The following is a 14,937-nucleotide window of genomic DNA, read 5'->3' as shown; positions in this document are numbered from 1 at the left end:
ACCGCGTGCTCTCGCTAGATCACGCGGTATGGGTCCTGGCTTTCGCCAGGACGACGATAGAGAGACAGATGTGCCCGGCCTGCGCCGGGACGACATTGGGGCTACCCCTGCGCGCGCAGCTTCTCCGCCACCTTCGGTGCAAAGTAGCTCAGCACACCGTCGGCGCCGGCGCGCTTGAAGGCGAGCAGGCTCTCCATCATGGCGCGGTCGCCGTCGAGCCAGCCGTTGTTGGCAGCGGCCGCGATCATCGCGTATTCGCCGGAGACCTGGTAGGCGAAGGTCGGCATTGCGAACGTGTCCTTCACGCGGCGGACGACGTCGAGATAGGGCATGCCGGGCTTGACCATCACCATGTCGGCGCCCTCGGCAATGTCGAGCTCGACCTCGCGCAACGCCTCGTCGGTGTTGGCGCTGTCCATCTGGTAGGTGCGCTTGTCGCCGGTGAGCGTCTTGGCCGAGCCGATGGCGTCGCGGAACGGACCGTAGAAGGCGGAGGCGTATTTTGCGGCATAGGCCATGATCTGCACGTCAAGCAGCCCGGTGCGATCCAGGCCCTCGCGGATCGCGGCGACGCGGCCGTCCATCATGTCGGACGGCGCGATGATGTCGCAGCCGGCTTCGGCTTGCACCAGCGCCTGACGCACCAGCACGGCGACCGTCTCGTCGTTCAGGATCTTGCCGTCGGAGATCAAGCCGTCATGGCCGTGGCTGGTGAAGGGATCGAGCGCGACGTCACAGAGAATGCCGATCTCCGGAAACTCCTTCTTGATCGCGCGCACCGCCTGGCAGACCAGATTGTTCGGGTTGGTGGCTTCCGAGCCCTCCTCGTCGCGCAGGGACGGGTCGGTGTAGGGAAACAGCGCGAGGCAGGGGATGGTGAGCTTCATCGCGCGCTCGGCGTCGCGCACGGCCTGGTCGACGCTGAGGCGCTCGACGCCCGGCATTGAGGCAATCTGCTCGCGCTTGTTGTTGCCGTCGATCAGGAACAGCGGCCAGATCAGATCGTCGGTGGTGAGCACGTTCTCGCGCACCATGCGCCGGGCCCATTCGGCCTTGCGGTTGCGGCGCGGGCGGACGGTCAGATCGAGGGCAGGGGAGGCCCCAGTGCCGTCCCGGCGCGAGACCTCGCGCAATTCGATCGGACGCCCGTATTTGATCGCCATCACTCTTCCTCCGGCTGGAATTATTCTTATACCAGCTCGCATGGTTCCCGTCACCGCGGGTTGACCTGCCGCAAAAGATGGCAGCCGATTGATTTTGCGGGGCAAAGCAGCCAGAAGGGGGCATGTCCGAGATCTCCACCCGCGATGCGGCCCGCGACAGCGCCAGGGATGCCGTCCGAGACAATGCCAGAGACAGCGCAATGTCGGTGGCGGCGATCTCGTCGGAGCGGGCTGAGTCCGACGACAATGTCTGGACGCGCCGGCTCGTGCTGTTCCTGCGGGTGATGGCGCTGCTCTCGATCCTCAAGGGCCTCTATCATTGGGCGCAGGTGACGGGCTTCGTCGGCGGCGAGGACGAGGCTTTCGAGAACCAGTCGATGGCCTGGCAGGCCTCCACCATCTACTTCGCCGTGATCGAACTCGTTGCCGCGGTCGGGCTGTGGCTGGCGACGCCCTGGGGCGCGGTGGTGTGGCTGACGACCGTGGTGTCGATGGCGGTAATCGAGCTGATGTTCCCGGGCATCTACGGCGGCAGCCTGGTCGTGGTCGGGGTCGAAGCCTTCATGCTGGCGGCCTATCTTGCACTCGCCTGGATGGCCGCACGCGAACGGCCGCCATAGCAAACTCTCGTGCCCCGGCTCTGCACCCGGCTTCGCTGTGCTGGTCCGGGACACCAGATTGTCGCGCTTGGTTGACGGTTGGTTGCGTAAAATTCGACGTAAGTTTTCGCTAACCAGCGTGTTCCGCCACAGCTGTTACGCGGCCGTTTCGAAACGGGGCGGGGCTGTTCTGGAATGCGACAATCGCGGCGGACGGAGGGTGAACAGGACCTTGCGAGAGTCAACAGAGAGTTGCGAAAAGTGCTTCTGGCACAGGCTTAATCCGCAATTCACTGTCTTAAATTCATGATCTCTTTATTCTCTTATTTAAGCCGATCTTCAAACGAGCCCCTTAAGTTGCACCTATCAGACGGGACACAAGTTTCGTCGAATGAGTGTCGATAAAAACGACAACAGGGGAAGTGTCATGATGAAAGCCGTCGCCACTGCGGCAGATACCGCAGAGCGCGTCTCCGGCCAGCAGGGTTCGGTGCAGACGCTCTATCTGGAAGCCTTGACTCTGGTGGAGCGGCTGCATCGCCGGCTGCTCGACGTGATCAAGGACGAGTTTGATCGCCGCGGCCGTGCGGACATCAATTCGGTGCAGGCGCTGCTGCTCTACAACATCGGCGACAAGGAGCTGACCGCGGGCGAACTGCGCACGCGCGGCTATTACCTCGGCTCCAACGTCTCCTACAATCTGAAGAAGCTCGTCGAGCTCGGCTTCCTCGACCATCAGCGCTCGCGCGTCGATCGCCGCTCGGTGCGCATCCGCCTGACGCCGCAGGGCCAGGAAGTCCGCCGCATCGTCGACTCGCTCTACCAGAAGCACGTCAAGACGGTCGAGCAGGTCGGTGGCATCTCGGGCGAGGAGTTCTCGACTCTGAACAAGTCGCTGCACCGCCTCGAGCGGTTCTGGACCGACCAGATCCTGTATCGTCTCTGAGTTCTTTTCGACGGGACAAGGCCAAGCCGGCCCGCAACAAGACCGGCAAGCCTCCCGAACTTGCCTGAGCTTCCCCAAGCGCGCCGGCCCGGCTGTGTCCGGACCGGTGCGTTTCTTCCATTTCGCGGTTGCGAAAAAAATCCCCAACCGGAGGGAACGAGTTCCCGGTTCGGTGCTTATCCCCTTCGATCGGAGGGCGGACGATGCTGGTCGAGCGTGGCGTGGGGGTGATGAACGTGGAACTCGTGAGCGAGGCCTATGCCATCGCCGCGAACTATCTTCGCCGCTCCGGCGCGATCCGCGACACCCTCGTTACCGACGAAAGCCTGCTCGAGATCGTCATCAAGCTGCTCCAGCACGGCGAATTCAACAAGATCAGGTTGGCCAACAAGGCCATCGTCAGGTTCGAGGCGCAGTCCGAGGCCAAAGCGGTTGCCTGATCTCAACTCCCAAACGCGGCAAGAACCAGAGGGTGCCATGGAAGCTGCCATCGACCGGATCATGCATACCTACGATTTGCTCGCCAACCGCACGTCGGCGGCGAGCGCGGAGGCGCGGGAAAAGGTGACTAACTACCTCAATACGTTGATGGAAGCCGGCGAGAAAGACACCCACAGGTTGACGGTTTGCGGCCTCACCTATCTGCGGCAGCTCGACGGCAGCGTGGATCCCGTGAAGGCGGGGTATACCGGGCTGTAGAAGCTGGCCGCTCGCATCCACGCGGCCTTTCGAGCCCAAAGCGGGCCTTTCAGGACATGGACGACCGGATACCGCCCCGTCGTCCAAATCCTCCAATCCCACCATATCTTGCATAAATCTCAGGTCCGACCCGCAACTACTTGGCCTGTTGCGGGCGATGTGGTAGATCGCGCACGCCGCTTCCGATCGCCACACCAGACCCGCCCGTAGCCCGCCAAAAGGCTGCGGCGGTGGAGATATTCGCAAGATGACCTTCGCCAAAACCGCCTCCGCGCCCGATTCGTTTTTCACCGCCTCGCTCGAGCAGGCTGACCCGGAAATCGCAGCCGCCATCAAGGGCGAGCTCGGCCGCCAGCGTCATGAGGTCGAGCTGATCGCCTCCGAGAACATCGTCAGCCGTGCCGTGCTGGAAGCGCAGGGTTCGGTGATGACCAACAAATATGCGGAAGGCTATCCGGGCGCGCGCTACTACGGCGGTTGTGAGTGGGTCGACGTCGCCGAGAACCTCGCGATCGATCGTGCCAAGAAGCTGTTCGGCGCCAACTTCGCCAACGTGCAGCCGAACTCCGGCAGCCAGATGAACCAGGCGGTGTTTCTGGCGCTGCTTCAGCCCGGCGACACCTTCATGGGCCTCGATCTCGCGGCCGGCGGCCATCTCACCCACGGCTCCCCCGTCAACATGAGCGGCAAGTGGTTCAAGGCCGCGCACTACACCGTGCGCCGCGAGGACCAGATCATCGACATGGACGCGGTCGCCAAGCAGGCCGAGGAGGTCAAGCCGAAGCTGATCGTGGCCGGCGGCTCCGCTTATTCGCGCGCCTGGGACTTCAAGCGCTTCCGCGAGATCGCGGACAGCGTCGGCGCGTATCTCCTGGTCGACATGGCGCACTTCGCCGGCCTCGTCGCCGGCGGCGTGCATGCCTCTCCGGTGCCCTATGCCCACATCACCACCACCACGACGCACAAGTCGCTGCGCGGTCCGCGCGGCGGCCTGATGCTGTGGAATGACGAGGCGCTGACCAAGAAATTCAACTCGGCGATCTTCCCGGGCCTGCAGGGCGGCCCCCTGATGCATGTGATCGCGGCGAAGGCAGTCGCCTTTGCCGAGGCGCTGCGGCCGGACTTCAAGGTCTATGCCAAGAACGTCGTCGAGAACGCCAAGGCGCTGGCCGAGGCAATGAAGGGCCACGGCTTCGACATTGTCTCCGGCGGCACCGACAACCATCTGATGCTCGTCGACCTCAGGCCGAAGGGCTTGAAGGGCAACGCCTCGGAGAAGGCGCTGGTTCGCGCTGCCATCACCTGCAACAAGAACGGCATTCCGTTCGACCCCGAGTCGCCGTTCGTCACCTCCGGTATCCGGCTGGGCACGCCTGCGGCAACCACCCGCGGCTTCGGCGTCGCTGAATTCCAGCAGGTCGCCGGCATGATCGCCGAAGTCCTCAACGCGATCGCGCAATCCTCCGACGGCAAGGCGCCGCTGGTGGAAGCCGCGATCAAGGAACGGGTCAAGGCGCTCACCGACCGTTTCCCGATCTATCAGTAAGGTCCAAGACAACCGGTCAAGGTCAACGGATGCGCTGCCCGAACTGCAACAGTCTCGATACGCAGGTGAAGGACTCGCGTCCGACCGAGGACTCTTCCGTGATCCGCAGGCGGCGCGTGTGCGTCGCCTGCAATTTCCGCTTCACCACCTTCGAGCGCGTGCAGCTGCGCGAGCTCACGGTCATCAAGCGCAACGGCCGCCGCGTGCCGTTCGACCGCGACAAGCTGATGCGCTCGGTCTCGATCAGCTTGCGCAAGCGGCAGGTCGAGCCTGAAAGGGTGGAGAAGATGGTCTCCACCATCGTGCGCGAGCTCGAGACCGGGGGCGAAGCCGAGATCTCCTCCGAGGTGATCGGCGAGACCGTGATGGAGCATCTGCGCACGCTCGACGACGTGGCCTATGTCCGCTTCGCCTCGGTCTACCGCAACTTCCGCGAGGCCAAGGATTTCGCGGACGTGCTCGGTGAGCTCTCCGGTGAGGAGGAAGCGCGGCTCGCCGCGATCCGCAAATGATCTTCCGGATACTGGAGGATCAATTCGCGCAGAAGGCGCGCGAGTCCAGGGATGCCGACCGGCGCTTCATGGAGCTTGCGCTGGCGCTCGGCAGGCGCGGGCAGGGACGTACCTGGCCCAATCCCGCCGTCGGCGCCGTCATCGTCAAGGACGGCGTGATCGTCGGCCGCGGCTGGACCCAACCTGGCGGACGGCCGCATGGCGAGCCTGAAGCGCTGCGGCGCGCAGGCGAGTCCGCGCGCGGCGCCACGCTCTACGTCACGCTGGAGCCGTGCTCGCATGTCGGCAAGTCGCCACCGTGCGCCGACGCCGTGATCGCCGCCGGCATCAAGCGTGTGGTGGCCGCGATCGAGGATCCCAACCCGGAAGTCGCCGGTCAGGGCCATGCGCGCCTGCGCGCCGCCGGCATCACGGTGGATGTGGGTCTGTGCGCGCGCGAAGCCGCCTTTGATCATGCCGGGCATTTCCGTCGCATCAGCGATCACCGCCCGCATGTGATCCTGAAGCTCGCGGTCTCGCCCGACGGCAAGATCGGCGCGGTCGGGGGCAAGCCGGTCGCGATCACCGGCGAGGCGGCGCGCAACCGGGTGCATCTCCTGCGCGCGCAAAGCGACGCCATCCTGGTTGGCATCGGCACGGTGCTGGCGGACGATCCGCAGCTCGACTGCCGCCTGCCGGGCATGGCAGCACGCTCACCGGTGCGCGTGGTGCTCGATCAGAGCCTGCGCATTCCCGGAGCGAGCAAGCTCGTGGGCTCCGCGCGCGAGATTCCGCTGTGGGTGGTGGGTTCCGAACTCGCGGAGGCCGCGGCCGCCACGCGGCTCGGTGCGGCCGGCGCGCAGGTGATCCGCGTGCCGCCCGGCAACGCTGCGGGACTCGATCTTGCGGCGGTGCTGCATGCATTGGCCGGCAAGGGCATCACGCGGCTGATGGTCGAGGGCGGCAGCCGCGTCGCCGCGTCCTTCGTCTCCGCCGACCTCGTTGACGAGATCTGGCTGTTCCGCGGCGCGGAGGCTGTGGGCGCCGACGGGGTGGATGCGCTCGCTGCATTGCCGCTGTCGAAAATCACGCAGTCGCAGGCCTACAAGGTTCATGCTAGCGAGACCTTCGACAAAGATACTCTCACCATCTACGAGCGCGCGTAATGTTCACCGGCATTGTCACCGATATCGGCGAGATCGTCGGCTTCACGCCGACGGCGCAGGGCCAGCTGCACCGGCTGCGCATCGCCTGCCGCTACGACCAGACCACCATTGCCGACGGCGCCTCGATCGCCTGCAACGGCGTCTGCCTGACGGTGGTTGCTTCCGGTGTCGAAGGCGGCAAAGACTCTGCTCAAAGGACCTGGTTCGACGTCGATGCCGCAGCCGAGACGTTGGCGCTGACGACCGCAAAGCACTGGAGGGCCGGCACCAGGCTCAATCTCGAGCGAGCGCTCAAGATCGGTGACGAACTCGGCGGGCATATCGTCGCCGGCCATGCCGATGGCATCGCGACCCTCGTCAGCCGCGAAGACCTGCCCGAGATGGCGCGGTTCGAGCTCTCCACGACGCGGGAGCTGGCGCGGTTCATCGCGACCAAGGGCTCGATCACGCTCGACGGCGTCTCGCTGACGGTTAATACGGTGAAGGACGTGACCTTTTCGGCGCTGATCATCCCGCACACCCTGACGGTCACGACGATCGGCGGCTGGAAGGCGGGGGATGAGGTCAATATCGAGGTCGATCTGATGGCCCGCTACGCGGCGCGGCTGACGGAAATGAAGTGACGGCGTCTTTCAACTTGGCTTACCCGCTGGTGGCGACTACATAGCGCCAACCCCTGTGGAACGGATTTGACGATGGCAGACGCGCGGCGCGCACCCCTGAAGGACCAGACCGACATTTCCGGCGCACGCGCGCTGATTGTCGAGGCGCGGTTCTATGACGATCTCCAAGATGCCATGCTCGAAGGCGCGGTGGCCGAGCTGAAGGCGGCCGGTCTGACCCACGACGTCATCACGGTTCCGGGCGCACTGGAGATTCCTGCGGCGATCGCCATCGCGGTCGATTCCGCGGCTGCCAATGGCAAGCCCTACGACGCCGCGATCGCGCTCGGATGCGTGATCCGTGGCGACACCATCCATTTCGAGATCGTCTCGCAGGAATCTTCCCGCGCGCTGATGGACCTCGCAGTGGCGCGCAAGCTGCCGCTCGGCAACGGCATTCTCACCGTCAACACCGAGGCGCAGGCCTGGGCGAGGGCGCGCGCCAGCGAGTTGAACAAGGGCGGCGATGCCGCGCGGGCCGCGATTGCGATGCTGCGCATAAAGCGCCGGCTGGCGCGGGCTTGATCATGGCCGACAACAACAAGAAGCCGCCGTCTGGCACGGAGAAGAAGGCGAACCGGCGCGGTGCGGCGCGGCTCGCAGCCGTGCAGGCGCTGTACCAGATGGATATCGGCGGCGCCGGCATCAACGACATTTTTGCGGAGTTCGAGAGCCACTGGCTCGGCAACGAGGTCGAGGGCGACACATATCTCCCGGCGGAAGCGGCGTTCTTCCGCGACGTCGTCTCCGGCGTCGTGCGCGACCAGAAGAAGCTCGATCCGCTGATCGACGAGGCGCTGTCGAAGGGCTGGCCTTTGAAGCGCATCGAAGCGATCCTGCGCGCGGTGCTGCGGGCAGGGGCCTATGAATTGGAACACCGCAAGGACGTGCCGGGCCGCGTCGTCGTCTCCGAATATGTCGACGTCGCCAATGCCTTCGTCGACCGCGAGGAGACCGGCATGGTCAACGCGGTGCTCGACCAGATCGGCCGCCAGTTTCGCGGTGACGAGTTCGGGCGGGGGTAGATATGGGGTCGTCATTGCGAGGAGCGTAGCGACGAAGCAATCCACACTGTTTCTTCGGAAGCAGTCTGGATTGCTTCGCTTTGCTCGCAATGACGGGGAGATGACGGATCGAGCTCATGACCAGCCCGCACAATCCCTCCGCCGAAGACTCCCTCATTGCGCGCTATTTCAAGCCGCTGGCGACTGATCCCGGCGCGTTCGGGCTGGTGGACGATGCCGCCATCCTGCAGCCTCTCGGCAGCGACATCGTCGTCACCACCGACGCGGTGGTGGAGGGTGTGCATTATCTTGCCACCGATCCGCCCGATACCATCGCGCGCAAGGCGCTGCGGGTGAACCTGTCCGATCTCGCTGCCAAGGGCGCCGTGCCCGCCGGCTTCGTGCTGACACTGGCGCTGCGCAGCAGGGAAGACGGCTGGCTCAGGCCGTTCGCGGACGCGCTCGGCGAGGATGCGAAAACCTTCGCCTGTCCGCTGCTCGGCGGCGACACGGTGTCTACGCCGGGGCCGCAGATGATCTCGATCACCGCCTTTGGCCGCGTGCCGCAGGGCCGGATGGTCGGCCGCACGGGCGCCAAGCCGGGCGATCGTATCCTGGTCACGGGGACAATCGGCGACGCCGCGCTTGGCCTCGATGTGCTCAAGGGCGGCGCGGTGGCGAATGCGCTGGCCTCCGATCCGCACGCGCGCGAGACGCTGATCTCGCGCTATCGCGTGCCGCAGCCGCGCAATGCTCTCGCGCACGGCGTGCGCGACCATGCAACGGCTGCGATGGATGTCTCCGACGGGCTTGCCGGAGACCTGATCAAGCTCTGTGCGGCGTCAGGCGTCTCGGCCACGATCGACGTGACCAGCGTGCCGCTCTCGGCCGCTGCCGCCGGCCTGATCGCGAGCAACGTCGTTTCCGTTGAGACGCTGCTGGCCGGGGGGGACGATTACGAGGTGCTGTGCACCGTTCCGCCGGCGCAAGGCGACGCGCTGATTGCCTTGGGGCGGGCGGCCGGCCTTGCCGTCACGGCCATCGGCACGATCGTCGCGGGCCATGAGGGGCCGCGCTTCCTGGACGGGCAGGGCCAGGAGCTGGTGTTGAAGCGGCTGTCCTACAGCCACTTCTAGGAATTGCTCCAAACCGGCGTCCAGGCTCCCACGACCGGCTAAATACCTGCCGAGATCGGCTTTTCGGCCTTATCTGGCGTTGCACCCTCAATTTGATTTTGGCAAGGTCGTGACCGACTAGGGCCGCGCCTTCGGGCAAGGAGCGGCCTTGTTCAAAATCAAGGCGCCGCACCGCACGACGGAAAAACAAAAGGCGCCGGGGGTACGTTCATCAAGGATCTGAGGCAAAAAATCACATGACAGCATTATGGTTGATTGTGCTCTGCGGAGTGCTTTCCGTCGTCTACGCGATCTGGGCGACGTCTTCGGTTTTGAGCGCGGATGCGGGGTCTCCGCGCATGCAGGAAATCGCGGCAGCGGTGCGCGAAGGCGCACAGGCGTACCTGCGGCGTCAGTACACCACGATCGGCATGGTCGGCATCGTCATCTTCGTGCTGCTTGCCTATTTCCTGGGGCTCTATGTCGCGATCGGTTTTGCCATCGGCGCGATCCTGTCGGGGGCGGCCGGCTTCATCGGCATGAACGTCTCGGTCCGCGCCAATGTGCGCACCGCGCAGGCGGCGACGACGTCGCTCGCGGGTGGTCTTGAGCTTGCCTTCAAGGCGGGCGCCATCACCGGCATGCTGGTGGCGGGTCTCGCGCTGCTTGGCGTGACCCTCTATTTCGGCTTCCTGGTCCATTCGCTGAAGCTTGCGCCTGACAGCCGCGTCGTCATCGACGCCATGGTGGCGCTCGGCTTCGGCGCCTCGCTGATCTCGATCTTCGCCCGTCTCGGCGGCGGCATCTTCACCAAGGGTGCGGACGTCGGCGGCGACCTCGTCGGCAAGGTCGAGGCCGGCATCCCCGAAGACGATCCGCGCAACCCGGCCACCATCGCCGACAACGTCGGCGACAATGTCGGCGACTGCGCCGGCATGGCCGCCGACCTGTTCGAAACCTATGCGGTGACCGCGGTCGCCACCATGGTCCTGGCGGCGATCTTCTTCGCCAAGACGCCGATCCTCGCCGATATGATGACGTTGCCGCTCGCCATCGGCGGCATCTGCATCATCACCTCGATTATCGGCACCTTCTTCGTGAAGCTCGGGCCGAGCCAGTCGATCATGGGCGCGCTTTACAAGGGACTGATCGCAACCGGCGTCCTGTCGCTGGTCGGCATTGCCGGCGTGATCTATTACCTGATCGGCTTCGGCAAGCTCGCCGGCGTCGATTACACCGGCATGGCGCTGTTCGAGTGCGGCGTGGTCGGCCTCGCCGTCACTGCGCTGATCATCTGGATCACCGAATACTACACCGGCACCGACTATCGTCCGGTGAAGTCGATCGCCCAGGCCTCGGTGACCGGCCACGGCACCAACGTGATCCAGGGCCTCGCCGTCTCGATGGAATCGACCGCGCTGCCCGCGCTCGTCATCATCGCCGGTATCCTCGTCACCTACAGCCTCGCCGGCCTGTTCGGCATCGCGATCGCGACCGCCACGATGCTCGCGCTCGCCGGCATGGTCGTCGCGCTCGACGCGTTCGGTCCGGTCACAGACAACGCCGGCGGCATTGCCGAGATGGCGGGCCTGCCGAAGGAGGTTCGCAAGTCGACCGACGCGCTCGATGCGGTCGGCAACACCACCAAGGCGGTGACCAAGGGCTACGCGATCGGCTCCGCCGGTCTCGGCGCCCTGGTGCTGTTCGCGGCCTACAACGAGGATCTCAAGTTCTTCATTGCGGACTCCGCGCACCACGCCTACTTCGCCGGCGTCAAACCGGACTTCTCGCTCAACAACCCCTACGTCGTGGTGGGCCTGTTGTTCGGCGGTCTGTTGCCGTATCTGTTCGGCGCGATGGGCATGACCGCCGTGGGCCGCGCGGCGAGCGCGATCGTCGAGGAGGTCCGCCGACAATTCCGCGAGAAGCCGGGCATCATGCAAGGCACCGACAAGCCGGATTACGGCAAGGCGGTCGACCTTTTGACCAAGGCGGCGATCAAGGAAATGATCATCCCCTCGCTGCTTCCGGTGCTGTCACCGATCTTCGTCTACTTCGTGATCTATGCGATCGCGGGAGGCGGGGCGGCCGGCAAGTCGGCGGCGTTCTCGGCCGTGGGCGCGATGCTGCTCGGCGTGATCGTGACAGGCCTGTTCGTCGCGATCTCCATGACTTCGGGCGGCGGCGCCTGGGACAACGCCAAGAAGTACATCGAGGACGGTCATTTCGGCGGCAAGGGCAGTGACGCCCACAAGGCGGCCGTGACCGGCGACACCGTCGGCGATCCCTACAAGGACACGGCCGGCCCGGCGGTGAACCCGATGATCAAGATCACGAACATCGTGGCGCTGCTGCTGCTCGCGGTGCTCGCGCACTGAACCAGAGGCAACTTTCCTGCGACAAACCCGCGGTGCAAGCCGCGGGTTTTTTGTCGGCTGCCAGCCGGGCGCGGCGATTCTTCTGGAGAAGTTGGGCACCATGAAGTTCGAGATGACCAGGTGCAATCAGTGCGGTAGCGATATGCCGATGGGCACGACCCTCTGTCCAAGCTGCGGCAAAGCGCAAACCGGAGCCAGGAGATCAGGCTCGCTTCAGCCGCGCACCCTCCTGGCGGTTGCGCTGGCGGCGGCGGTGCTCCTCGTTTTCAACTGGATCAAAGCCCCGGCGCCGCAGACCGCCCCCGTCATTGCACGTCCATCTGCAGCCCTTCCTTCTGGATGATGCCGGCGAACTTCTTCGTCTCGGCGTCCACGAAGGCGGCAAACTGGTCGGGCGTGCCGTAGTCGGCGCGGGCGCCCATGGCCACGATGTTCTTCTTGATGTCGTCGCGCTCGAGCATCGCCTTCACTTGGAGGTTGAGCGCTTCGACAACGGCGGGCTGCACACCCTTCGGCAGGAACACCGAGAACCACGACGAGACGTCGAAAGCCGCAAGCTCCGGCGCGCTCTCGCGCATGGTCGGCAGGTTCGGCGCAAGGTCGCTGCGCTCGGTCGTGGTGACGCAGAGGCCGGTCAGGGTGCCGTTCTGCACCTGCGGCAGGCTCGGATAGAGGTTGTCGAACAGGATCTGGATGTCGCCGGCGAGCGCCGCCTGGAGCGCGGGACCGGCGCCGCGGAACGGGATATGTGTCATCTTCAGGCCGGTGAGCTGCAGGAACCAGGCGCCGGTGAGGTGAGGGCTCTGGCCGACACCGGAGGAGGCGTAGCTGAGCTTGTCCGGATTGGCCTTGAGATAGGCGACCAGCTCGGCGATCGACTTGATGCCGGTCTTGGGATGCGCCGAGACGATGTTCGGGATCCGGATCATGTTGGAGACCGGCTGGAGCTGGTCCGGCTTGTAGGTGAGGTTCTTGAAGATGCTGTAGGCGATCGCGTTCGGACCGGGATTGCCGATCAGGATGGTGTGGCCGTCCGGCTTGGCGCGGACCACCTCGGCCGTGCCGATCGTGCCGCCGCCACCGGAACGGTTTTCCACCACGGCCGATTGGCCCCAGGCGGTTTGCAGATGCGCGGCAAGGAGCCGACCCATCACGTCGGTCGAGCCGCCGGCGGCAGCCGGCACGACGAGGCGGACGTTTTCGGTGGGCTTCCAGTCCGCCAGGCTCGATCGCGGCAGGATCGCTGCGGCCGAGAGGGCGGCAGCACCGGTGAGCACGCGACGGCGGGACAACAACTGTTTGGGCACGAATCCACTCCCTGCATCTTGTTTTGCAGGGAGCGTATGGAACAGGACGCGCAACGGCAAGCCGCACGAAGCCGCAGGCTGAAGGCTCAGTTAAAGCTGAGCAGTTTGAAGATCGGCGTGAGGTAGCTCATCTCCTGGCCCGACGTGGGCGTGGTCCGGCTGATGAAGTCGAAGATCTTGCCGTCCTGGAGCCCGTAATTCGCAAGGCGGCGCACGCGCCGGTTCTTGTCGAAATAGACCGCGATGACGCGCTGATCGACCACCCTCTGGTTCATGAAGGCGACCATGCGCTCGGAGCGCTGCGAGATGTAATAGAACACTTCGCCGTCGAGGGTTGCGACCGTGGAGGGGGTGCCCATCACGATCAGCACCTGATCCTGGCTCGCGCCAATCGGGATCTGCTCCAGCGCGTTGGGCGGCAGGATGTAACCCTTCTGGAACTGCTCGCCGGTGCAGCCCGCAAGCGCAGCCCCAACCAGGGCCGCGGCCGCGAACAGGCGCAAGCCGCGCCAACGTGCTTGAAGGCCGCGCCGCTTGTCTGCACGCAGGCTGGTCTGGTTCGTTATCGTCATAGCGGAACTGATTCCGTCCCCTTGCGTCGCGCGAGGCGCTGAAGTACCGGGCGGAGGCTCTGAATGCAACACGCGCGCGCCCGCTTGCGGAAACCACAATGCTTTGGCCGTTCAATCACTTCAGGAAACCCCGCCTAGCCTCGCCGGGCACCATTGAAGCCATCTATGGCATGATCGTGACGCAGGCGCGAGAACCCATATTTTACCGCGACTTGGGCGTGCCGGATACCGTTAACGGGCGTTTCGATCTGTTGCTGCTGCACCTCTGGCTGCTGCTGCGCCGCCTGCGCACGGTCGAGGGCGCCTCCCGACAAGGCGCCTCCGAGCTGTCGCAGGCGCTGTTCGACCGCTTTTGCGAGGATATGGACGACAATCTGCGCGAGATGGGGATTGGCGACCAGACCGTGCCGAAGCGGATGCGGGCTTTCGGCGAGGCGTTTTACGGCCGGGTCCAGGCCTACGATCAGGCCATGGAAAGCGGCGGCGAGGCGCTGGCATCGGCGATCTGCAAGAATATCTTGAATGGGGCCGGCATGGACCAGGCGCAGCGGCTCGCGGCCTATGCCAGGGCTGCCGAGGCCGACCTCGCCCGGACCGGCGAGGCCGCATTGTTGGCCGCGTCTTTCAAGTTTCCCCCAGCGTTCCCTGAGGATGTCACGCCATGAGCCGACCGATTACCCCATCCGGGCCCGATCCCTGGCAGGTGCCTGTCATCGTTGCACAGATCCCGGACACCGGCCTGCATCGCAAGCTCGAGGCCTCGGCCGCCGAGCGGCAGGCCATGGCTGAGACGGCAGGGTTGCGCGAGGTTGTCTCGGTCCAGGCTGATTTCGATGTTGTGCCGAAAAGCGGCAACCAGATCCAGGTCACGGGGCACGTCCGCGCCCGGATCGGCCAGACCTGCGTGGTCACGCTTGACCCGATGGAGAGCGAGATCGACGAGGCGGTGGACCTGATATTCGCCCCCGAGGCCGAGGTCCGCCGCTTGGCCGACCTGCTGGAGGAGGGGCACGACGATCAGGAGCAGGTCGCCGACCCGCCGGAGGCGATCGTCAATGGCATCATCGACCTCGGGAGACTTGCCACCGACGCCCTGTTTCTGGCGGTCGATCCCTATCCGCGGAAGCCGGGGGTGGTGTTTGAGCCCGAGGTCACCGCCCCCGATCCGGAGGACCATCCCTTTGCGGTCCTGAAGGCGCTCCAGGACAAGAAGAAAGACCAATAGCTACCGTCTTTCCCAGAGGACCGCTTTGCTACGGGGCGCGAGGTGTTTGCGATCGTGGTTTGAA

General features: G+C 65.0%; 17 protein-coding genes. 14 read left to right on the top strand and 3 right to left on the bottom strand.

The annotated features are described in order from the left end of the window. Positions 1-101: 101 nt before the first annotated feature. A complete protein-coding gene (gene hemB, locus AC0L20_RS15820) occupies positions 102-1,163 on the bottom strand; it encodes a porphobilinogen synthase (RefSeq protein ID WP_473289490.1) in 1,062 nt (353 codons plus the stop codon). Between the two features lie 122 nt (positions 1,164-1,285). Here hemB and AC0L20_RS15815 point away from each other — a divergent pair, with 122 nt between their 5' ends. The 12 genes from AC0L20_RS15815 to AC0L20_RS15760 all read left to right on the top strand — a co-directional run bounded on the left by AC0L20_RS15815 (position 1,286) and on the right by AC0L20_RS15760 (position 11,769). Further along, on the top strand, positions 1,286-1,783 hold the full coding sequence (locus AC0L20_RS15815; RefSeq protein WP_007603419.1) for a DUF6163 family protein: 498 nt from the start codon (positions 1,286-1,288) through the stop codon (positions 1,781-1,783). Between the two features lie 406 nt (positions 1,784-2,189). Then, positions 2,190-2,708: a transcriptional regulator LdtR gene (gene ldtR / locus AC0L20_RS15810; protein WP_007603420.1), complete on the top strand. Its 519-nt coding sequence runs from the start codon at positions 2,190-2,192 to the stop codon at positions 2,706-2,708. Between the two features lie 203 nt (positions 2,709-2,911). Continuing rightward, the gene (locus tag AC0L20_RS15805) at positions 2,912-3,148 is read left to right on the top strand and encodes a hypothetical protein (protein WP_456764032.1); all 237 of its coding nucleotides are present in this window, start codon (positions 2,912-2,914) and stop codon (positions 3,146-3,148) included. Between the two features lie 37 nt (positions 3,149-3,185). Beyond that, complete coding sequence (locus tag AC0L20_RS15800) at positions 3,186-3,407, top strand: hypothetical protein (RefSeq protein ID WP_007603423.1); 222 nt, start codon at positions 3,186-3,188, stop codon at positions 3,405-3,407. Positions 3,408-3,654: 247 nt separating this feature from the next. Then, entirely contained in the window at positions 3,655-4,953 is a 1,299-nt protein-coding gene (gene glyA / locus AC0L20_RS15795) for a serine hydroxymethyltransferase (RefSeq protein ID WP_247361542.1), read from the top strand. Between the two features lie 29 nt (positions 4,954-4,982). Continuing rightward, a complete protein-coding gene (gene nrdR, locus AC0L20_RS15790) occupies positions 4,983-5,465 on the top strand; it encodes a transcriptional regulator NrdR (protein ID WP_007603426.1) in 483 nt (160 codons plus the stop codon). Next, entirely contained in the window at positions 5,462-6,610 is a 1,149-nt protein-coding gene (ribD, locus tag AC0L20_RS15785) for a bifunctional diaminohydroxyphosphoribosylaminopyrimidine deaminase/5-amino-6-(5-phosphoribosylamino)uracil reductase RibD (protein ID WP_473289484.1), read from the top strand. Before nrdR ends, ribD begins: the two co-directional genes overlap by 4 nt. Further along, positions 6,610-7,233: a riboflavin synthase gene (locus AC0L20_RS15780; protein WP_473289480.1), complete on the top strand. Its 624-nt coding sequence runs from the start codon at positions 6,610-6,612 to the stop codon at positions 7,231-7,233. The genes ribD and AC0L20_RS15780 overlap by 1 nt, the downstream gene beginning before the upstream one ends. A 72-nt stretch (positions 7,234-7,305) precedes the next feature. Then, entirely contained in the window at positions 7,306-7,797 is a 492-nt protein-coding gene (ribH, locus tag AC0L20_RS15775; protein ID WP_473289477.1) for a 6,7-dimethyl-8-ribityllumazine synthase, read from the top strand. A 2-nt stretch (positions 7,798-7,799) separates the two neighbouring features. Beyond that, complete coding sequence (nusB, locus tag AC0L20_RS15770; protein ID WP_027518326.1) at positions 7,800-8,297, top strand: transcription antitermination factor NusB; 498 nt, start codon at positions 7,800-7,802, stop codon at positions 8,295-8,297. 116 nt (positions 8,298-8,413) lie between these two features. Next, positions 8,414-9,412: a thiamine-phosphate kinase gene (gene thiL / locus AC0L20_RS15765; RefSeq protein WP_473289474.1), complete on the top strand. Its 999-nt coding sequence runs from the start codon at positions 8,414-8,416 to the stop codon at positions 9,410-9,412. A gap of 236 nt (positions 9,413-9,648) precedes the next feature. Beyond that, positions 9,649-11,769: a sodium-translocating pyrophosphatase gene (locus tag AC0L20_RS15760; protein WP_473289471.1), complete on the top strand. Its 2,121-nt coding sequence runs from the start codon at positions 9,649-9,651 to the stop codon at positions 11,767-11,769. Between the two features lie 305 nt (positions 11,770-12,074). On the opposite strand, the gene AC0L20_RS15755 is transcribed toward AC0L20_RS15760, so the two are convergent. Continuing rightward, positions 12,075-13,076 carry a Bug family tripartite tricarboxylate transporter substrate binding protein gene (locus tag AC0L20_RS15755; protein WP_027567257.1) on the bottom strand — a complete coding sequence of 334 codons (1,002 nt, stop codon included), beginning with the start codon at positions 13,074-13,076 and terminating at the stop codon, positions 12,075-12,077. 86 nt (positions 13,077-13,162) lie between these two features. After that, on the bottom strand, positions 13,163-13,648 hold the full coding sequence (locus AC0L20_RS15750) for an outer membrane protein assembly factor BamE (RefSeq protein WP_247435105.1): 486 nt from the start codon (positions 13,646-13,648) through the stop codon (positions 13,163-13,165). A 98-nt stretch (positions 13,649-13,746) separates the two neighbouring features. Here AC0L20_RS15750 and AC0L20_RS15745 point away from each other — a divergent pair, with 98 nt between their 5' ends. Further along, positions 13,747-14,313, top strand: a complete 567-nt coding sequence (locus AC0L20_RS15745) for a ubiquinol-cytochrome C chaperone family protein (RefSeq protein WP_473289468.1) — start codon at positions 13,747-13,749, stop codon at positions 14,311-14,313. Further along, positions 14,310-14,873, top strand: coding sequence for a YceD family protein (locus tag AC0L20_RS15740; protein WP_473289466.1), 564 nt, complete (start codon positions 14,310-14,312; stop codon positions 14,871-14,873). The genes AC0L20_RS15745 and AC0L20_RS15740 overlap by 4 nt, the downstream gene beginning before the upstream one ends. The last annotated feature ends 64 nt before the right edge of the window (positions 14,874-14,937 follow it).

Source organism: Bradyrhizobium sp. Kon58 (assembly GCF_055807455.1).
The sequence above is the reverse complement of the archived record's forward strand: the minus strand, read 5'-3'. Positions and strand labels throughout refer to the sequence as shown.